This window comes from Echinicola strongylocentroti (assembly GCF_003260975.1).
Classification (GTDB): domain Bacteria; phylum Bacteroidota; class Bacteroidia; order Cytophagales; family Cyclobacteriaceae; genus Echinicola; species Echinicola strongylocentroti.
Map to the genome: position 1 here is coordinate 2,965,034 of NZ_CP030041.1, position 19,721 is coordinate 2,984,754.

The 19,721-nt window shown below is 44.3% G+C and carries 20 protein-coding genes; 8 read left to right on the top strand and 12 right to left on the bottom strand.

Translation table 11 applies throughout. The annotated features are described in order from the left end of the window. Window positions 1-9: 9 nt before the first annotated feature. The 6 genes from DN752_RS11465 to DN752_RS11490 form a co-directional block, all read right to left on the bottom strand. Complete coding sequence (locus tag DN752_RS11465) at window positions 10-606, bottom strand: YdeI/OmpD-associated family protein (RefSeq protein WP_112784070.1); 597 nt, start codon at window positions 604-606, stop codon at window positions 10-12. 11 nt (window positions 607-617) lie between these two features. Beyond that, window positions 618-968 (bottom strand): iron chaperone, encoded by a 351-nt coding sequence (locus tag DN752_RS11470; protein WP_245949513.1) that lies wholly within the window; start codon window positions 966-968, stop codon window positions 618-620. Between the two features lie 11 nt (window positions 969-979). Then, complete coding sequence (locus DN752_RS11475; protein ID WP_112784072.1) at window positions 980-1,378, bottom strand: DoxX family protein; 399 nt, start codon at window positions 1,376-1,378, stop codon at window positions 980-982. A gap of 183 nt (window positions 1,379-1,561) precedes the next feature. Next, window positions 1,562-2,026: an SRPBCC domain-containing protein gene (locus DN752_RS11480; RefSeq protein ID WP_112784073.1), complete on the bottom strand. Its 465-nt coding sequence runs from the start codon at window positions 2,024-2,026 to the stop codon at window positions 1,562-1,564. Window positions 2,027-2,080: 54 nt separating this feature from the next. Next, window positions 2,081-2,413, bottom strand: a complete 333-nt coding sequence (locus tag DN752_RS11485) for an ArsR/SmtB family transcription factor (RefSeq protein ID WP_112784074.1) — start codon at window positions 2,411-2,413, stop codon at window positions 2,081-2,083. A gap of 771 nt (window positions 2,414-3,184) precedes the next feature. Next, window positions 3,185-4,681: a M14 family metallopeptidase gene (locus DN752_RS11490; RefSeq protein WP_112784075.1), complete on the bottom strand. Its 1,497-nt coding sequence runs from the start codon at window positions 4,679-4,681 to the stop codon at window positions 3,185-3,187. A 417-nt stretch (window positions 4,682-5,098) separates the two neighbouring features. On the opposite strand from DN752_RS11490, the gene DN752_RS11495 reads away from it, so the two are divergent. Together DN752_RS11495 and DN752_RS11500 are read left to right on the top strand one after the other, a co-directional pair. Beyond that, a complete protein-coding gene (locus tag DN752_RS11495; protein WP_112784076.1) occupies window positions 5,099-6,109 on the top strand; it encodes a dipeptide epimerase in 1,011 nt (336 codons plus the stop codon). An 82-nt stretch (window positions 6,110-6,191) separates the two neighbouring features. Continuing rightward, window positions 6,192-7,253: an aminotransferase class I/II-fold pyridoxal phosphate-dependent enzyme gene (locus tag DN752_RS11500; RefSeq protein ID WP_112784077.1), complete on the top strand. Its 1,062-nt coding sequence runs from the start codon at window positions 6,192-6,194 to the stop codon at window positions 7,251-7,253. A gap of 32 nt (window positions 7,254-7,285) precedes the next feature. Here DN752_RS11500 and DN752_RS11505 read toward each other — a convergent pair whose 3' ends face one another. The 4 genes from DN752_RS11505 to DN752_RS11520 all read right to left on the bottom strand — a co-directional run bounded on the left by DN752_RS11505 (window position 7,286) and on the right by DN752_RS11520 (window position 12,557). After that, window positions 7,286-7,819 (bottom strand): hypothetical protein, encoded by a 534-nt coding sequence (locus tag DN752_RS11505; RefSeq protein WP_162633195.1) that lies wholly within the window; start codon window positions 7,817-7,819, stop codon window positions 7,286-7,288. Window positions 7,820-8,088: 269 nt separating this feature from the next. After that, window positions 8,089-9,789, bottom strand: a complete 1,701-nt coding sequence (locus tag DN752_RS11510; RefSeq protein WP_112784079.1) for a GMC oxidoreductase — start codon at window positions 9,787-9,789, stop codon at window positions 8,089-8,091. Next, window positions 9,782-10,345, bottom strand: coding sequence for a gluconate 2-dehydrogenase subunit 3 family protein (locus tag DN752_RS11515; protein ID WP_112784080.1), 564 nt, complete (start codon window positions 10,343-10,345; stop codon window positions 9,782-9,784). Before DN752_RS11515 ends, DN752_RS11510 begins: the two co-directional genes overlap by 8 nt. Window positions 10,346-10,994: 649 nt before the next feature. After that, the gene (locus tag DN752_RS11520; protein WP_112784081.1) at window positions 10,995-12,557 is read right to left on the bottom strand and encodes a calcineurin-like phosphoesterase C-terminal domain-containing protein; all 1,563 of its coding nucleotides are present in this window, start codon (window positions 12,555-12,557) and stop codon (window positions 10,995-10,997) included. Between the two features lie 668 nt (window positions 12,558-13,225). On the opposite strand from DN752_RS11520, the gene DN752_RS11525 reads away from it, so the two are divergent. The 5 genes from DN752_RS11525 (at window position 13,226) to DN752_RS11545 (ending at window position 15,906) form a co-directional block, all read left to right on the top strand. After that, a complete protein-coding gene (locus DN752_RS11525; protein WP_112784082.1) occupies window positions 13,226-13,678 on the top strand; it encodes a hypothetical protein in 453 nt (150 codons plus the stop codon). A gap of 210 nt (window positions 13,679-13,888) precedes the next feature. Then, window positions 13,889-14,272: a TM2 domain-containing protein gene (locus DN752_RS11530; protein WP_112784083.1), complete on the top strand. Its 384-nt coding sequence runs from the start codon at window positions 13,889-13,891 to the stop codon at window positions 14,270-14,272. After that, window positions 14,259-14,669 carry a DUF2752 domain-containing protein gene (locus DN752_RS11535; RefSeq protein WP_112784084.1) on the top strand — a complete coding sequence of 137 codons (411 nt, stop codon included), beginning with the start codon at window positions 14,259-14,261 and terminating at the stop codon, window positions 14,667-14,669. The genes DN752_RS11530 and DN752_RS11535 overlap by 14 nt, the downstream gene beginning before the upstream one ends. Continuing rightward, window positions 14,666-15,100 carry a DUF4870 domain-containing protein gene (locus DN752_RS11540; RefSeq protein ID WP_112784085.1) on the top strand — a complete coding sequence of 145 codons (435 nt, stop codon included), beginning with the start codon at window positions 14,666-14,668 and terminating at the stop codon, window positions 15,098-15,100. The genes DN752_RS11535 and DN752_RS11540 overlap by 4 nt, the downstream gene beginning before the upstream one ends. Beyond that, the gene (locus DN752_RS11545; RefSeq protein WP_112784086.1) at window positions 15,097-15,906 is read left to right on the top strand and encodes a M48 family metallopeptidase; all 810 of its coding nucleotides are present in this window, start codon (window positions 15,097-15,099) and stop codon (window positions 15,904-15,906) included. Before DN752_RS11540 ends, DN752_RS11545 begins: the two co-directional genes overlap by 4 nt. A gap of 397 nt (window positions 15,907-16,303) precedes the next feature. Here DN752_RS11545 and DN752_RS11550 read toward each other — a convergent pair whose 3' ends face one another. Then, window positions 16,304-16,621: a hypothetical protein gene (locus DN752_RS11550; RefSeq protein WP_112786514.1), complete on the bottom strand. Its 318-nt coding sequence runs from the start codon at window positions 16,619-16,621 to the stop codon at window positions 16,304-16,306. Window positions 16,622-17,232: 611 nt separating this feature from the next. Between DN752_RS11550 and DN752_RS11555 the strand changes: the two genes are divergently transcribed. Continuing rightward, window positions 17,233-18,039 carry a hypothetical protein gene (locus tag DN752_RS11555; RefSeq protein WP_245949514.1) on the top strand — a complete coding sequence of 269 codons (807 nt, stop codon included), beginning with the start codon at window positions 17,233-17,235 and terminating at the stop codon, window positions 18,037-18,039. A gap of 278 nt (window positions 18,040-18,317) precedes the next feature. On the opposite strand, the gene DN752_RS11560 is transcribed toward DN752_RS11555, so the two are convergent. Next, the gene (locus tag DN752_RS11560) at window positions 18,318-19,346 is read right to left on the bottom strand and encodes a fatty acid desaturase family protein (protein ID WP_245949515.1); all 1,029 of its coding nucleotides are present in this window, start codon (window positions 19,344-19,346) and stop codon (window positions 18,318-18,320) included. Window positions 19,347-19,721 lie beyond the last annotated feature (375 nt).

A 19,721-nucleotide genomic window follows, 5' to 3' on the forward strand; every position in this document is an offset into this window, starting at 1 on the left:
CCCTCTCTTCTAATCATTTAAACCCAAGCCATCAAAGATCCTTGGAATGGCTTTCTCAATCCGGGACACTTTGGTCTTGGACTGTTTGGCTTGGGAAAAATGGAGCAAGTACCCCCGCTGCCTCCCCGGGGTCAGCTTTTCAAAAGCCGCTTTCAGCTCAGGGCGGTCCTCCAAATATTCCTTAAATTCATCAGGCAGGCTAAACTCTTTTGTCTTCTTGAGCTTTACTTCCAGCCCAGCCTTCTCGACCTCAATGGCTTCGTAGATATATGCTTTCAGTGCCGACCGATGGTTCACGATTTCCTGAACATTGGTAAACCGGATCTGCCGGGCCGCCTGCACATTATCTGTCTGCTGGATCAGCAGACCATCCGTATCCTTAAGCAAGGCTCCCTTATGAAAAAGCAGCGCACAGTACTCCTTAAATCCATGGATCAATACCACGTTGGCTTGCTTTCCTGTCTTGCCAGATGGACTAGTGTAACACGGCACACCCCACTTCAGCTCTTCCGTGAGTCCACATTCAAGCGCTATCTTCCTCAATTGGCCGTACGCTTCCTTCCATTTGGTGTCTTTATCAAAGAAAAAATCAACTTTTGGGTTCATCGGTTCTTGATTTATAGTTCATTAATTTCAGCTTGAGCAAGTACTAGGCGTTTTATTATTGCTGAAGGCACCTCTTGGTCAAACTTAATCTGTATCGTTTTTTTACCGGTTTTATAACCTAATTCTTTAAGGACCTTTCGATCCTCTTCCTGTAGCGAATCCACCCCGAAGCTTACATGCTGCTTGGCCACAGAAAACCCGACCAATATCCCATGGTATTTGTATATGGGCACATTCCAACTGATACCTTCTTCTGCTTCGGGCATGGCAGATTTTATGATTCTTCTCAGTTCATCCATGACCGATCGAGCCTCCTCGGTGGCATTGGCTATATATGAATTTACATCTTTGGGCTTGTCCATATGCATCGTGATTATTTGGTGATAGCTTTGCGAGCTACTGCAATAGTTTTCCTCTCTTCAGGTCTAAAATACCAAGAAATAACCGTTAATGCTACCAAAAGTAGAGGTCCAAAAAGTGTAATAGGTTCATCACCAACGGCCAGGTGCGAACACACTGCTCCTGACATCGCAAAGAAAAAACCTGCATATGCCCATTCTTTCACTAATGGAAATTTAGGGATCAAAATGGCCACCGTACCCAGCATTTTCCATATGCCCAATATCGTAAGTAAGTACACAGGATAGCCCAAGTGTTCCATCATCTGCACTTCCTCCTCCATCTGTATCAACTGGACAATGCCCGTCGACACCATCCCCAATGCCAGCCAAACGGTGGCAATCCAATAGATAATCCTGTTCCGTTTCTTCATGATTTTTAGTTTAATCAGTACGTTCTCTAAGTTCACCCATTTTTTGCACGCTTCCTGATAGACCGTCTATACAGCGTGGTCCGAAGAAAAATGGTTGGGTATTTTTTACAGTTAATCCCCGGTTTTTTCTTTGTCCCAACATTACTCCACCTAAGGATTTCATATCTCACGTCTCACTACTAGTCATTTACTACTCTTCTGAACTTCCTCCAATCGGTCGTGTGCCATATTGATGCCTTGGACGAAGGGGAGCTGGAGGATTTTGTCCCTGATGGCTACCGAGCGGTAGATGACATGCATGCTGAGTTTGCTAGTGCCCTCATGGAGTGACTCAAACTCCAAAAACTCCAACTGGGCGCCAAAATCTGCATTCTCCATTTCGAAGGTTCGCGTGATCTTCTCATTGATGACAAAATCATGGATCGTACCATGAAAGCCGTGCTTATTGCCCATTGGATCTGTGGTCTCAAAGTGGTAGCTGCCATGCGTCCTGTTTTCGAGCTTTAGCACCTTGGTGCCCATCCATTGTTCCACGATTTCAGGTTCCATATATGCCTTGAAAAGCAAGTCCAACGGAAGGTCAAATTCCCGCGTAATAAGAATTTCCTGCTTGCCATCTTCTGCATGTACGTTTGTCTTGAGTGCCATGGTAAGTTTAGTGGTTAAGTTTTATGGTTAGTTATTATCGTACAACTGAGAATATCAGTCACTATCTTTTTTAGGTTGATAGTTTTTCATTACGGCCTCCAGTTTATTGAACTTCTCATCCCAAAACTGCCGAAAGGGCGCAATAAAATCAGCGATGGTTTTCAGCTTTTCTGGGTTCAGCTGGTAATAGATTTCCCTACCGGACTGCTCCTGCTCCAGCAATTCACACTCGGTAAGGATCTGGATATGCTTAGAAATGGTCTGTCTGGAGGAATCAAAGTTCCCCGCGATAGCACTAGGTGTCATGGCCTGAATCGCCACCAACATAATGATTGCCCTCCGCGTGGGATCGGCAATGGCCTGAAATACATCTCTTCGTAGTTCCATAAATGCAGCTATTTGACTGCTAATATAAACGCAATCATTTAACTGCGCAAATTTTTATATCAATTAATAGTTTCGGCTTGAAGCATTTAGGTATTAAGAAGTTAGGGTATGTGGACGAACTAGTTCGGTTTACCTAGCGGCCAAGGCAATCGCATTTAGTGTTTTGAAAGGAAACATTTTTTGTACAGGGTAGGTATCATCCGTGCCGCTGGCACTCCTTCTGGAGGGTGAGGAAACCTTAACCTCCTGCGGATGAATCCGCAGGTTACAAAATTCATCGTGCCGCTGGCACTATACCCCGATTGGTGCATTAGGAATCGAAGTAGCCTATCCCGGCGAATGTAGAGAAGAGCTTAATGTGTAAGATTTGGAGGTCAAACAACCTTCGCGCCTGCCTGTCCAAATATAGGAGGTGGATTATATAGGTAAAAAGAATATGGCTTTTGTAGTCAGCAACTACGCATGTTGTCTAATCCGCCTTTGACGGAGGATCATATAGAAAGTACAGGTGACCATCTGCACCCTAAAAGGACATTTTTCTAAATGCCTTTGTCCTGACGCAGCGACAGCAGAGGGAACCGTTGTTCCGACAGCTATGCTGCGGAACCACTAGCATTGAGTTTTTAACTCAAATCCACCTATTCAGTGATTTCAAGGGAAGCTTGCTACAGAGTATCCACCAAACCTTTAACATAGGCTTAAGAAAGCTTGGTAACAGCCCTGACACAAAAAGGTTAAATCTATGTAAATCCGTGTAATTCGTGGACTGCGCTACCACCACACCCGCTGCTTCAGTCCCTTCACCATTGGTTTTTGTAAATTGATCAGGTAGCCGTTGACTATGGCATGGGTCCGCTGACCGTTACTTTCCAGGAAAAAATTGGCAGCGCTACCTGTCGTGGTACCGCTGGGAATGCTGTCCTGCTCAGCAAAAACCAGGATGGGCAACTCATGCAGTGCCTCTTCAGGTGCATACTTTACCCTAACCGCCAAGTTTCCAGCTCTCAGCAGCTCAAGGGCCTTTTCAGGAGTAATACTGCTAAGTGAATCCAACGTCTCCTCGGCCACTTTGCCTTCTTTCAGCACCATTCCGCTGGCATCAAACTCCTTATATCCGTAGTACACCGACAGGTCGCCCACATCATCCAAGCTCCCCCGCACATGATAATCTCCCTTGCCCGTCTCCACATTACGCCGCTTGATTCCTAAATCCAACTGATATTGGCCATTGGCATCAGCGATGGTTACATTTTTCAGGAGCAAGTCCATCAGCATATTGTCATTATCTGGAATGCGAAAGTAGTCCTCCACAGCATAGCGGGTATACTCCTCCATGGCAATTTCATAGAGGGCATTCAGGATAATCATAAAGTTCAGCTGGCGAATGTATTGCTTATCAGGGTCGTCAGGATAGCCCCCAGACTCGATCAGGATGGTGCTCGTGCCCCACTTTTGGAAATTATCACCAAACGCTCTCGGCTCAAAGGCATCGTTATACTTGCCCACCTGGCCGGGGGTGACTTTTTGGAGGATTCTGTTCATGCCCACGATCACCTGCATGGCCTTGGCACGGACGTCGTTCACTTCCGTCTTGTAATTATAAGCAGGTGCCAATACCGAAATCGTAGCAGGTTTAGGGGTTTGCTCCACATTATAATAAATCTGCTGATCGTGAAGGTTAAAGCCAAAATCGGCCTCAAACTCCTCCCGAGCACCTTTGAGGAGCTTGGCCTCTGGAGATACTTCCTTGATGGCATCCCGGTTCAGGTCAATGCCATAGGCATTGCGGCGGGTAAATCTCTCCGCTCCATCTGGGTTGACCATAGGGATAAAATGCAGTGTCAATTGATCACGAATGGCTTTTCGGATTGGGTCAAAATCATCACCACTGCCTTCAAGGAAGTTAAACAAGTCAAAAAGCGCCATCGTGGCCGTGCTTTCATCCCCGTGCATCTGAGACCACAGCAGCACCTTGGTCTCTCCGCTTCCATAAGCGAGCTGTCTGATAGCCCGCCCCTCCACGGACTGTCCAAGATCCGTCACGTCAAACGTCCCGGCATGCTTCTCGATCAGCGGCTGCAAGTCCGCATGCTTAAACCTCCGATGGGTGATAGCAGCCTCTTTATAATGCTCAAATGCCTTTTCCAGTACTTCGGGCTGGAGACTTTTTTTGCGCTCTTGGGGCTGCTTGCATGCAAACAAGCACAAGGAAAGCCCTATGCTTACCAGTGTTATAATGCTCCCACGTTTCCTGTATAATTGATCCATATCTTTGGTCTATTTAAATTTTCCTTTTCCAAAATTGCCCTTCAATTCTCTCCCTTGGCTCACTGATTTCAGGGATTTTTCTTTCACAAGGTGCCAAAACTATTGTCAGAATTCACTATTCACTTTTTAATGTCAATCAAAATAATAAACTTCAAGCATATTTTGATTCGAATACAAAAATAACAACCATGACCACCACGTGTTTTGAGTTCTTGTGCAGAAGTATCCCCTTCTAATTATATTGAACCTAGAATATGCGCTAGCCTATTTACGCCACGGTACACAGGTATTGCGACCTAATCCGCAGCGGTGGACAAAACCAACCGCTTCGCTTTAGCCTTCGGAATGGATTCTATCGTAAGCAGGACAAACTCAAGCCACGTTAATAGTAGCAACTATAAAAAAACCCACAGCCCAATGAAACTAGAGATATTGATCAAGCAATTGCCACTGAAACACACCTTTACCATCGCCCATCAAAGTCGTGATGTGCAGGAAACGCTTATCGTCCGTCTCACAGATGGTGAGCGATATGGTCTTGGTGAGTCCACTACCAATCCTTTTTACGGCATGACGGTCGAAAATATGACGGAGGCACTGGAAAATGCCCGGCCGATCGTCGAAGCAGGTGACTGGGAAACGCCCGAAAAGCTATGGGAACAGTGTAAAGAAATCTTTGCCCATAATCCATTTGCCCAATGTGCGCTGGACTTGGCTGCTTGGGACCTGTTCACCAAAAAGATGGACGTAAAGCTCTATGAATACCTCAAGCTGGATCCGCTGGACATCCCGACGACCAACTTCACCATTGGTATCGCCGAAACCGACAAAATGGTGGAAAAAATGAGGGAGCTGGACTGGCCACTTTATAAAATTAAGCTGGGCACAGACCATGACCTGGAGATCGTACGTGAGCTGCGCAAACACACCAAGGCTATTTTTCGCATCGATGCGAATTGTGCTTGGACGGCAGAACAGGCCATCGAATACTCCCATGAACTGAAAAAACTCCAAGTGGAATTTATGGAGCAGCCACTGGCCAAAGACGACTTGGAAGGAATGAAGAAAGTATATGAGCACAGCAAGTTGCCTGTCATCGCAGATGAAAGCTGCATCGTGGAATCAGATGTCAAAAAATGCCACGGTCTCTTTCACGGCATCAATGTCAAGCTGGTCAAGGCAGGAGGCATCACACCGGGATTGAGGATGCTCTATCAGGCCAAGGAGCTGGGCATGCAGACCATGGTAGGCTGTATGACAGAATCTTCTGTGGGCGTAACGGCCATTGCCCATATCGCACCACTACTGGATTATGTAGACATGGACGGGGCCATGCTGCTCGCCAAGGACATTGCCACAGGCGTCCATATCGAACCCGGAAAAGTCACTTTCCCAGAAGGACCAGGCATTGGTGCTGAACTGATCTGATTTCACCAGCCTAAAACCCGAAACATGCATTAGAGCGGCATGGCGCTACTACGATAACCATAAAATTTCCTTCCAAAACCATATGCAGCACCACCCCATACCTCACAAAATCGGTCGGCTTATTCCTTGGCAGGGAAAGGACTACCGCTATTTCAGCGGCACTGCCTATTTGGGAATGGGCAGTGTGCCGCAATTCGAACAGCTCATTATCCAAGGCATCCAACAATACGGCCCCAATCACGGGGCTAGCCGGTTTAGCAATGTCCAGCTGGAAGTGTACGAGGAGCTGGAGCAGCAGTTTGCTTCTGGAGCTGGAGCTCCATATGCTGCTTTGCTCAGTAGTGGCTTCATGGCTGGCTACCTTACGCAGACCTTGCTCTGCGAAATGGCCCACACGGTATGGGCGGCCCCTGATGCCCATCCGGCTATCCTTCCTGCCAACTATCAGCCAGATCCAGAACAATCCTTTCACGAATTTGCTAACGAATGCATCCAGAAGAGCCATCAGGTAAAAGGCCAGACCATCGCCATTCTCTCCAATGCAGTGGATACTATCCTGCCGGCCATTCATGATTTTGACTGGGTAAAAGACCTGTCACCAGCAAATACCTATTATTTGCTGGTGGATGACAGCCATGCTTTTGGACTGCTTGGAAAAGGCATATACGGCACCTACAGCCAGTGGAAGTCCCTCCCGGCACATTTGATCGTGGCAGGTTCACTTGGTAAGGGACTGGCCATTCCTGCGGGCATTGTATTGGGAGATGCGCAATTTATCGGGAAGGTAAAAAACAGTGCCATCTTCCGGGGAGCATCACCAGCTGCGCCTGGTTACTGTCAAGCATTCTTGCAGGCTGGGAAGATCTACAAGCAGCAGCAATCACTTCTTCAAGCTAACATGGAATATTTTTTTAAACTAATCAATAATTCCTCGGATCAGCTAAGGTACGATCCTCGTTTCCCTGTGATCACCTTCAAAAATAACGGCTGGTCTCCTAAATTACTGGAAGCAGGCATCATGATTTCTTCTTTTTCCTATCCGAGACCCGAAGATCCACCCGTGGATCGCATCATCCTCTCGGCCTACCATATGCAGGAAGACTTGGAAAAACTGACAGAAGTACTGACGAATACTTCAATCTAACAAAAGAGACGGGAAAACCTTGTCCAGAAGGACTACCTTTTCTTTGCTTCAAAGGTGGCGATGAGTTTCTCAAAATCCTCTTGGAGATTTTCGGCAGCAGCTAAAGGAGCTGTCGTCATGATCTTAAAATTTTGCCCTAACTTTGGGTACATATAAAAGTAACTTATCCACTCTTGCTCACCGCTAAGGGACTGAAATTTTGCCCAAAGAGCAGTAGCGCCATCTATTTTGGTTTTCCCCCGTTCTATCACCTTGAAATCCTCAACGTCTTCGGCCACATTGTACAACAGCTCAAAATTAAAATCCTCCTTAAAAGCCGGTTTGTCACCGAGAGACTCTACATAATCATCTCCTTGGGGCCGTTGCACATAAGTGAAGGACACATACGCACCGCTCGAATTAGGGGCGTACACCTCATAAGTATAGCCATCGTCCTTCACCTCCCAGCCACTGGGTTTGACATAGCTAAACTGAATACTAGGGTCGTTTATCACCACTCGTTCTTGGGCCGAAGCCACCAAAGGCAACACCCCAAGACAAAAAAGAATTATCGATCTGACTATCATAAAATTACTTGTCTAATTCTATAAAACAATAGCAATAAAAGTGCCTAGCTTGTTCATAAAAACAGGGCAAGATGAATTATCCCCATGTAAGTTAATGGCTTTCACCTCATTCTAGCGTCTCCAATAAGCTTCTTACCTCATCCCAAATTGGCTCGGAATATGCATTAAGGCTGCTATTCATAGCCTAATGCATATTCCCGAGTTTAACTAAAATGGTACGGAGGCCCCTTATGGCACTTCAATGGAAAAAGGAACACCCCGCAACAAATTTATCCTTGGTTTTTCAAGGCATGGTCCACCGCCCTAGCTGCAAAAACCATGTAGGTCAGCGAGGGGTTTTGGGTGCTGGTGGATGTCATGCAAGCGCCGTCTGTCACATAGACATTGGGACAAGTATGGAGTTGGTGGTGTTTGTTGAGCAGGGATGTCTTGGGATCATGCCCCATGCGGACGCCGCCCATTTCGTGGATGTCCAAGCCTGGCCGACGTTCATCATCCCAAGTGCGGATATTCTTAAATCCCGCTTCATCAAACATCTCCGATAACTGGTCGCGGTAATCCTGGATCATGTCAAGGTCGTTTTGGTCATAGTCCACATTGACCTTGAGCTGGGGCATTCCCCATTCGTCTTTTTGGTCCGTGTCGAGTGCGACGTAATTGCTTTCCTTCGGAATGGTTTCGCCCATCATGTGGGAGCCAACCCTCCATGGACCATAGGATGGATTCATCATGTTTTTAACTAAATCCGCTCCAGTTCCGCTATAATTAACATCCTTCGATCGGCTACCATGGATGCCTGCTGCATATCCTCTTAGAAACTTCGTTTCTTGTTTATCCACATTCCTGAATCGCGGCATATAGCCGCTGGTGGGCCTTTTTCCTTCTGTGGTAAACTCTTTTAGACCGTCATATTCTCCTGATACACCACCGCGGTAATTGTGAAAAGCAACGTATTTTCCCATCAAACCATTGTCATTGCCCAGCCCATTGGGAAAACGCTTCGACGTAGAATTCAACAGTATCAAATTGGTATTGAGTGCACTGGCGTTGACGAAAATAATCGGTGCGAAGTATTCTGTTACTTCTTTAGTATTCGCATCGATTACTCTCACTCCCGTGGCTTTTTGCTGTGCATCGTCATAAATAATGGAATGCACCACGGCGTGATTTTTTAGGGTCAGGTTTCCGGTACGTTGCGCCCAGGGAAGTGATGCGGAGTTCGAACTGAAATACCCACCAAAAGGGCATCCACGCTGGCAAATGGTGCGGTGCTGGCAGATTCCCCTACCTTGTTTTGCATAATATTCCGCGTTCCCTGTGATATGAGCACAGCGGCCACTGATGACATTTCGTCCAGGGTATTTTTGCTCCACGACGGATTTAAAGTATTCTTCTGCAGCAGTCAACTCGATTCCAGGCAAAAACTCTCCATCCGGAAGCTGTGGAATACCATCATGAAAACCGGCCACGCCGACAAACTTTTCCACATAACTGTACCAAGGTGCCAAGTCCTTATACCTGATCGGCCAATCAACGGCAAAACCATCCCTTGCCGGCCCCTCGAAGTCGTGATCACTCCAGCGCTGGACCTGACGAGCCCACAACAGCGATTTTCCTCCCGTCTGATAGCCCCTGATCCAGTCAAAAGGCTTTTCTTGGATATAAGGATGCTCTTGATCTTTCACGAAAAAGTGCGCAGCATCCTCTCTGAATGCATAGCAGCGACTGACGACAGGATTTTCCCGCTGGATGTCTTCCGGCATTTGGCCGCGGTGCTCAAATTCCCACGGCATCATATTCGTAGTGGGGTAATCTTTATTGTGGATAACGCTCCTTCCCCGTTCCAGCACCAAGGTTTTGACACCTTTGTCACATAGTTCTTTGGCAGCGAAGCCGCCACTCATGCCAGAGCCAATCACAATGGCTCCATAGGTATTTTCTTGTTTGCTTTTTATATTCAGATTAGCCATTGATGTTCACTTTTTCTCCTGGTACGATTTCTTTTTTTCCATTGAACTCCGGCCCGGGCACCAACTGGAAGGGCATGAGTTCGGTCATCACATATTCGGAATTCAAATAACCTTGGATGGTGTATTTTTTGGTGGTTTGCAAAAAATATTTCGTGGCCATTTCATCATCCGATGTTGGTTTGTCTTCCAAAATGGCATTGACAGTTTTTTCTGCTTCTACATTGTCCATTTTGGTAAACCGGGTACCGGACGTCTTTTTGGTATAATCATCAAATCCTTTCAGGCCACCGAGGAATTGTTTTTGTTCTTCAGCGCTCATGCAGTCATTGGCCATGACTAAGACAAAATTATGCACACCAAGCTCCGTTGCACCTTTGAGGTCTGTTTTAGGAATAATGGTATCCACCAGTTTTTGGAGCAATTGCTGCTGACTTTCAGTGATCTGCAGCTCATCATAAGCGGCCAGTACTTTTTCCTCACTGAAATCACAGGAAGGAATCAGAGCCAGGCCACCTGCCGCCATGGCGAGTTGTTTTAAGGCTAATCGTCTGTTCATAGGTTTGTCATTAGGGGTATTTTGGGTTAATGAGAATTTTGTGAAAAGATAAAACGGTTTAGCCAATTTTTCAATGAATTAGTGATTTAATCCATCGGTAGCAAATTTTATTGATTTCAGCTTTTTGGCAATTTTAATAAGAACTTGGATTCCAATATATGTTTATCCGGAATGATACCATTAATCACAGGGAAATTAAATAGGTGCTCACAGAAAACATGGAAATATCAGAAAAGCCTTATCTCATTCTAGGTGTTCAGTGCGTTCCGTGAGAAATAAAACCTGCCGGCAATAAAGCGTATAATCAGATTCCAATATATCGAAAAAAGTAGAGCAATACAGCTAACTTATGGGAGAACCACATTAGGCACATAGAGTACAATAGGGTGAAGTTCGGTGATCATTTTTGGCTTTCACACCATTTGATTAAACGTAGCGAGCATACTATAAATTGGATTCCTTATCACATCAACAAAATGGAGTTTTTAACTCAATTTTAGAGGTTCCGCAACACAGCTGGTCGAAACAACCTGGGAAGCAACTCGGTACCCGTTCGTCACTTTTGAGTCTTTAGCCTCACCACCTTCATAACCATAAAAAAGAGCCGGAAAGCAAATGGGCTTTCCGGCTACAAACTAAATCTAAAAAATTAGCGAATGTGATAAGTCTTCTTACCGTAATGTTTTTTGCCAAACATATCGGTTGCTTCCACTTCGATAGTGTGTACCCCTTTATCCTGTTTGGCATTTATTCCAGCACGCCACAGGTGGGTACTTTTTACAGGATTGGAAGGTCGTCTGCCATCCAGAAGCTCTTCGGTGGTGTCCCACTTATATACATCCATCATGTAGCTTGGGTCATATTCCTCCAGATAGGTCATTTTTTTCCAAGGGCCATCATCGATTCTGTAGCGGACTTCGTCATCGGCAGTACCCATAAAGAAATTTACAAAGATACCAGCAGAGGTACGTTTGTCCTTTTCAAGCACTTTCGGTGCGAAAATGGCCATTTGATAGTCTTCATTTTGGTCCACCACCTTGTACCTTACTTCATATTGATTTCCAGTGATGTCCAAGAATGCATAACCTTTTGGTGTTCCATCTCGCATGGTGGACTTGGGGACCCCTTTCTCATTGAGCTCACCAGAGTACCAGTCTCCAGAGGTAGTGCCTACGTTATAGTGATGGTGTGGATTTTCTTGACCCCAGCCGTCCTTCTCAAAAAAGAAGTCTTGTCGCTGCAAGTGGGTATGGGCAGAAAGTGAAAGCGTATGTGGATAATCCTTCAGCAGATCAAACAGCTGTTGGCGTTCTTCATCGTTAAATGGATCACCACTTGGCTCACTCAATGGAATATGGAAAGCCAAAACAATTAAGTGGTCCTTTGGTACATACTTAAGATCATTTTTGACAAACTCCAATTGATCTGGACGAAAACCTCCCCAGTAGCCCTTACCATCCCGAGGGTCAGGATACATCACGTCGTCCAATACGATAAAGTGAACTTTGCCATGATTAAAGGCATAATTGGCCGGGCCAAAATGCGCTTCAAACGTTTCGTCTGCTAGATGGTCTTCCTTGGCATCGAAGTTAAGGTCATGATTTCCCAATACATTGTACCAAGGGACGCCCACCTTGGCGGTAGCTGCAATATACGGATCAAAAAGATCCAAGTCATTACCAACCAAATCTCCCAATGACAACCCAAAGTCTATGTCCTCAATGCCTTCTACTTCTGAGACTACGCCATTGTCAAAGTGGTTGATCTCCTCAATGGTGTAAGGCTGTGGATCACCAAAGATCAGCGCGGTAAAATTCGTCTTGTCCGAAATGGGCAACAGGCCGAAGTCTACTTTCTTTGGAAGCTTGCCAGTGGGTGCTACTCCCTCAAAATCCATTTCAGGAGAACCTTCAGGCTTGTGAATGTAGAAATACTGAGGAAGGTTTTGCTCATTTACGGGAGCTTGGTAGCCGGCCGGTTTGATGACAAAGATGATCTGATCTTGGCCTATTGGCAGTTCGTACCGGCCTTTTTTGTCCGTCAGGACGACATCCACCCCGTTCGAAACGGCTACTTGTGCTATTCCATCTTCTTTTCGGTCTTTTTTGCCGTTGTTGTTAAGGTCTTCATAGACCGTTCCTTTGGCAGTTTCTTGTGCAAAAGCTGACCAAGAGGCCGCCACAATTAAGCTTGATAAAAGCAGTTTTTTCATTTTGCTATATTAATTTTAGTAGTGTTTACTCATTTTATGACATCATCATTATAACTAAAAACCAATGCAACAATAGATGAGAATCTCTTCTTTTCGCCGCACTGTCACTTCACTTATGTGGCTCAAAGTGGGCACTTATTCTTAACAATGATAACAATGACTAGTTACTAGATAAGTATCATTAAAGGGGTAGAACTACCGAAAATTCTGATTATAGAATTGTTATTAATTAATTAAATTGATGATGTTATATTAATATGGAAAATTTTCGTGTAGGTATATAGCTATCATCAGTGCCGCTGGCACGTTAATCCAGTTCGTGCATTAGAAACTGTAGCATCCTGTCCCAGCCTACGGGCCAGAATGTCTGAAAGAACAAGGACATCTGTGAACATGGCGTTCGATAAAGCCTTCGCGCCTGGCTGCTCAAGTATGGCGGATGGCTTAGATTAAAGAATTTTGTGAGTTAGCAACTGGCCATGCTGTCTAATCCGCCTTTGGCGGAGGATCATATAGAAGGTGAAGGTGACCGCCTGTACCTTAAACTGTAACGCACGTGAATATAAACGACAGATATAAATGCTATTGTCTGAAAAGGCTGCTACGGATAGTGGGATTTTACCGACCAAAGCTTAGTTTTGTAAGCTCAATGCTTACCCAAACAGCAGATGCAAAATACACCGCCAAATACCGACCAAGCTATGCCCCGCTATACCATGCCGATGCGGGGAGTTATCCTCATTTCGGGGATGGTGACCGTGGCCTGGGGAGCATTTTTTAGATGGATGGGAGACCCGCTACTATCCTGGTTGGCGATGACACCTCAACAAACAATCCCTGCAGACGCCACCATTTATGGCACCTTTGTGTTGATCATTGGCTTTTTGTTATTTTTAAGTGCTTTTTATCCCATTTCGTGGATATACCTTACCATGATAGGTATCGCGGGAAAGCTCATCTCTGCCATTTGGTTTGTGGTTTCCTATGTGGATATCCTCGGATGGAATAAAAGAACGATATTCCATTTGGGCTTTAACGAGATTTTTTGGCTGATTCCACTCACCTATGTATTATGGAAAGCACTACAGGTAAAGGATTTTCTAAAAACTTACGAGGAGTAAATTAAATAACTTCATGGCGCAATAAAAGCGATTTCCCTGTGTCATTCATTTACGATTTTTTACCTTTTGAGTTTTGTGTTATATTAGCAAATTCTTATCAAACCTAAATTCATTTTTTTATAGGGCTTCGAAATTTCAGAGGCCATACACTAAATCAATTGACCCATCTCATACTCTTTGAATTTGATCTATCACTTATAACACACACAAATGGACATTTCTAAAGTAGATTTATTTCTGATGATGAATGCTAAATATTTTGAAAGCCATCACCTACCATTTATCCGTGAACATCTAATTCGACTAGATGATTCTGCATGGCAGAGCATTCAAATCTTGCAGTTTTACGACCCCAGCAGCACACAAGTTGTGTCACTGGTAGGTGGCCAAATGGGCATTGACCGCTTTATGGTAGGCGACGTAGGTTTAGGAGTACTAAAATTACTCACTTGTGGCGGAATGGGTATTTGGGCGATCATAGATTGGTTTATGATCCAAGGTATCGTTCGCGAAAAGAACGGGATAAAACTCAAAGAAGCATTGGCCTCTATGTCAAAGTCACTTCCAAACCCTGACACCAATGAACAGGAATAAACTTTATTCGTTTTTGGCCATTGCTTTCGCTGCAGGCTACGGTTGGTTGGGTTACCAACTGCTGTCTGCCGCGCAGCATAGCCATGGACCTACCGTATGCCTTATCAAGAATGTTACTGGCGTGCCGTGTCCTTCCTGTGGCACCACTCGTGCGGTAGTGTCCATAGCCTATGGGGATTTTGGTGGTGCTTTTTTCAGTAACCCCCTTGGATTTGTGGTGGCGCTGGGATTATTGGTAGGACCAGCTTGGCTGCTCTACGATGTTATTTCAAGTAAAAGCACCTTGTGGATAAGTTATCAGCAATTCGAGATTTGGCTTAAAAATCCCGTCCGGGCCATTCCATTGGCCGTGCTAGTGCTGATCAATTGGTTTTGGAATATATACAAAGGCATATGATACACATTGGCAATTTCAGTTATAAACCCAGCGACCACGAGGCCGAAAAAGCATCCAACAGCTATTTGATGTCCCTGATTGCGGTGATTGCGGGATTACCTCTGCCCATTATCAACCTATTGGCCACACTGATCTTTTATTTAGGTAACCGAAAAGGAACCTATTTTGTGCGCTGGCACTGCACACAAGCTTTAGTTTCCCAGTTTTCACTTTTTATTATCAACACCATTGGGTTTTGGTGGACACTTTCATTGATTTTTAAAGACACTGAATTGAGCAATATGTATATCGCTTATATGATTATGGTCATGCTAGCGAACCTTACAGAATTTATAGTGACCATCTATAGCGCCATTCAGATTCGGAAAGGAATTCACATCGAATGGTGGCTATATGGAAGTCTCACCCATAAAATTTGTAAGGAGTCATGAAGAACAATATATTTCTCCAAGGAATTGTCGTAGTAGGGTCATTTTTGATGGGATGGTTTTTGCTAGCTCAGGTAGATTGGCTAGAGCTCTTCAAATGGGAAGAATCCACTGATAAGCTCGAAGAAAGGCTAGGTGAGGAGTTGTGGGAACTTTATTCGCGAGAATCCGATGAAGTCACCAATGATACCTTACGCACCGCCATGGACAGTATCATCAGCGTGATATGTGATGCCAATGCCATCGATGTGGATAACATCAAGCTTCGGATCTTAAAAAAAGATGAGGTCAATGCCTTCGCCATGCCAGACGGGTATTTGGTGCTTTATACAGGCTTGATCAAGAATGTGGATAAACAGGAGGAGCTGACGGGGGTGATCTGTCATGAAATCGCCCATATCCAACAAAACCATGTGATGAAGAAACTGGCCAAAGAAGTGGGCATTTCAGTGTTGGTTTCGCTGACGACGGGAAGTTCGGGAACGGGGATCGCTGAGGTAGCAAAGCTGCTTTCTTCTACTGCCTTTGACCGTGATCAAGAGCGGGAAGCGGATATGAAAGCTGCCGAATACATGAAAAATGCCCAAGTCAGTCCTGAGCATTTGGCCAATTTCCTCTATAAAATGTCCTTGGATGATCACGAAGCAGTAACGTATTTTACTTGGATCAGCTCACATCCTGACAGTAAGGAGCGCTCCACGGCCATTGTGGATAACTTTCGAGATGATGAAATACAAAACGAGCCTATTTTAAGTGAGACTTCTTGGGAAGATGTAGTGACAATCGTTCGTCATCTCGATGTCAGATAGGAATGAGAATCCCACCACAAAACAGTAAGTGGATTAAACCCGGATTATGCGTTAGGAATCGTAGTGAGAGCTGAAATTGCAAGAAAATCAGTTAGTTTGGAGGCATTAGCGTAGCACCGCTACGGTTATGCCGAAAACTAAAGTGAAACGGCTGATTTTGAAGCAGTTTCAGGTCGCAACACCTGTGCGCCGTGGCGTAGATAGGCTAATGCATATTCCGGGTTTAAGTAATTATTGAAGTGGTTATTAATTTAAGCTGCTGATAAACTAATCGGGGATAACAATACTGATAATCAGTATATTATGAAAAACCCAATTCAGAAATACAAAAGAGGCTGATCCCGTATATTTTTCCCAACGGTGAATCAGCCTCTTTTTTGCAGGATGCAATACCTTTTTAAGTTACCAAGATCAATACTAATAGGATGATGATGATAGCTCCTACAGAAAGGTAAATGCCTTCTCCCATGGTTTTAGCTTCTTTTTTCATTCCTCTGAGTTCATCACGAACATCTTTAATTTCGTCTTTGCTCATTTCAGAAAAGTCCATGGATTTGATTTCGTCCACCCGCTCATTGATCTCAGCAAGCCTAGTTTCCTCCTCGGGTGACAATTCGGTTTTTTCTTTTTCCTTTTTTACGGGTGCTGCCATGGCCGCTGGCGAAAACGCAGCAAAGCAAAACATGACCGCTAAAAAGTAGGCGATTTTTTTCATATTCATTTTTGATTTAGTGATAAACAATATGCTATAATTGGTTTTGAATTTACGAAAATAAAACGCACTGTAAAACCTACAATACGCCAACGGCAAATAGCTCATCAAATTTTAAACCAAAGTACTGACGATGATTAAAAAAAATTTACCGCATTTATACCTGAAATGAGGTTAACAACCTGAGCTCGACTTATTTTAAGTATTAAAAGCGTCAATGCGAACCTGTCTGCCCAGTCAGGCCCTTTTTAGTAGGATGTGGGTTGGAAAAGGGTGTGGCAACTCGCCGCGGCGAGCTGCCACGGCTTCCACCCCTTAAATCCCCCCTAAGCCTCGCAGTGACGATTTTAGAATCGAACTGAGCTTAACACAGTTTTCGCATTAGAAATCCTTATAGCTTGTCCCTGCGGATCTCTGGAAAACCTATAATTACATGGGAAGTAGGCTACCTAGTGATTTATTTCAACTACCTGACTATAAGACACATTTATATTGGTTTACAAAGCAGGGTCATTGATTGTGATTTTTACGAACATAATTTACCTTTAATAGGTAGATTATTGGCATTGTCTTTGATTTTCTATCCCGTTGAAAACTAAACCAACTATATTATTATGAAAAAGTCTTTTGGAATCTTTCTGACCGCTTTGGTCCTCTTTGCTTCTTGTAACAATGATGAGGAGCCAATGCCGGAGCAATCAGAAAAACCAGCACTTCCCCCTGAAGCCAGCATGGCGCCAGATATGAGCATGTTTGAGGATGAGGACGGTGAAGGAGCTCGTGTTACTGCCGCTACCCACTGGGCATATGCAGCTATTAATGTAGGGGTCTACTCTTCCATATTGTATACCCATTTGGCCATCCCGGTTACAGCTTTTAAAGCCACTATCGGTACAGATGCTTCCTTCGATGAAGATGCAGGGGTTTGGGTTTGGGAAAGAGCCTTTGATGTAGAGGGGCACGGCTCGTATGACATTCGCCTTACAGCTAATGTGCAAGATGAAAATGTCAACTGGATGGGATATATTTCCGGCGAAGGGATTGTGGATAACTTCGTTTGGTTCACCGGAACTTCCAATATGACCGGAGAAACGGGATATTGGGAGCTCTATGAATCACCTGAGTCCACCTCAGTATGGCTCTCCAATTCTTGGGAATATGATAAGGAAACCGGCAATGGCGCCACCACCTTTACAGTAGAGAAAGAGGGAGACAACCTCGGAAGCGCTATCACTTACCGAATCGATGATACTCTGGAAATGGACAGAGGTGTGATCATCACCAACACCGATCTGGACAGTGAAATCTACGTGAATTGGAGTAGGTCAGATAAATTTGGTCAAGTAAAAAGTGAAAGTCATTTTGACAGCAATACCTATTTTTGCTGGGATGCCAGCTTACAAAATACAAGTTGCGAATAATCACCTCCACTGACGTGATCAACAAAAAAGGCGATGAGATTAATTTCCCATCGCCTTTTCTCTTTTTAAGCTATAAACGTTGTCCCGTTAAAGGAGTATTGTCGGATTAAGGAATACTTCTGGGAGAATACTTTTCGATACACTTTCTTAAAATTGCTTTTTCAGTTTAAGAATAAAATCAGTGCAAATCATAATCATCTGCGTCATCAGCGTTCTATCAGCCCCCTTGCTTTTCCTCTTGATCCATATTGTCCTAGTCGATCATACTGCTACTGAAATCAGCTCGCAACTTTTGTATTCCCTAACCAGTGCAACATTTTGAAGTGAGACTTCAGGGCCTGGAAGAAGGTAACCTTGGAATAATAAGGCAGTTCGTACTCAGCAGCTGTCTTGCGGACGATCGGTGCTAATTTTCGATAATGCACATGACAAATATCAGGAAATAAGTGGTGCTCAATCTGATAGTTAAGCCCACCAATCAACCAAGAAAAGACCCGGTTTTTCTCTGAATAATTGCAAGTGGTCAGCAGCTGGTGAATCATACGTTCCCCTTCCACTTTACCTTCACTGTCCACGGTAGGGAAAGTCACATCGGGCATAATATGCGCTGTCTGAAACACTAATGAAATACTCAAGCCCGTCACAAAGTGCAAAGCGATAAATGCAAGAAAGACCTGACCAATGCTAAAGGGCGAAAAGAGAATAGGAAGGACCAAGATAAAGGTATAATAAAGGACTTTCCAAGCAATTATCTTCAGCACGGTGTTCCTATAAATATTTTTTCCTCTCAGCAAACCCATTTTGTAATACCTGTTTAGCCTTACAAAATCCTTGGTGGTAACCCAAGAAAGGGTAGAAAGCCCATAAAAAAACCAAGTATATAAATGCTGATAGGAATGAATGACATTCTTTTTGGCATTGGGGGAGAAGCGCAGGAAGAATGGCATATTGATATCATCATCACCTTCATGGATATTGGTAAAGGAATGATGGAGAACATTATGCTGGATCTTCCACAAAGTAGCATTTGCCCCTACTAGGTTAAGGGTATAGCCAAGGAGTTTGTTGATATGCTTGTTTTTAGAGTAGGTGCCGTGTATAGCATCGTGCATGACTCCCATGCCTATTCCCGCCATTCCCAATCCACTTAGGATAAAGCAAAGGAAAAGCTGCCAAGTTTGTCCCACTACTCCCACGGTAACCAATAACACTGGCACAAAGTAGAGGCTAAGCATAAATAACGTCTTGAGAATCATTTCCAGATTGCCATATCTGGACTTTTGGGTCTGCTTAAAATAAGCATTCACCCGGCTTCTTAGTGTAATGGAGAAATCAGACAGTGCTGATTCCGTAAATCGGATAGTCTTGATATTGGATGTAATTAAATGGTAAATTAATTAATTTCGATGCACGCAATGTGAAAACCTGCGAAATGTGTTCATTACCAATCTTTTCTGGTTGTGAACCACGCTGTAGAACAAAAAGAATTAAACCTTTATCGAGAGAAAATTCTTGGATAACTACGTAGGCTATATATTTGGGCCCTTAGGTCTAGGTAAATGTGTGTAAAATACTTGTTACTTTTTGTTCAAAACTTAATACCTGAGGCTTGAGAAGCAAAAGCAGCTTACCTGCACAGAAGCTAATTCAAGGTGATGTAAGATTTGCCTCAGTATTAATTT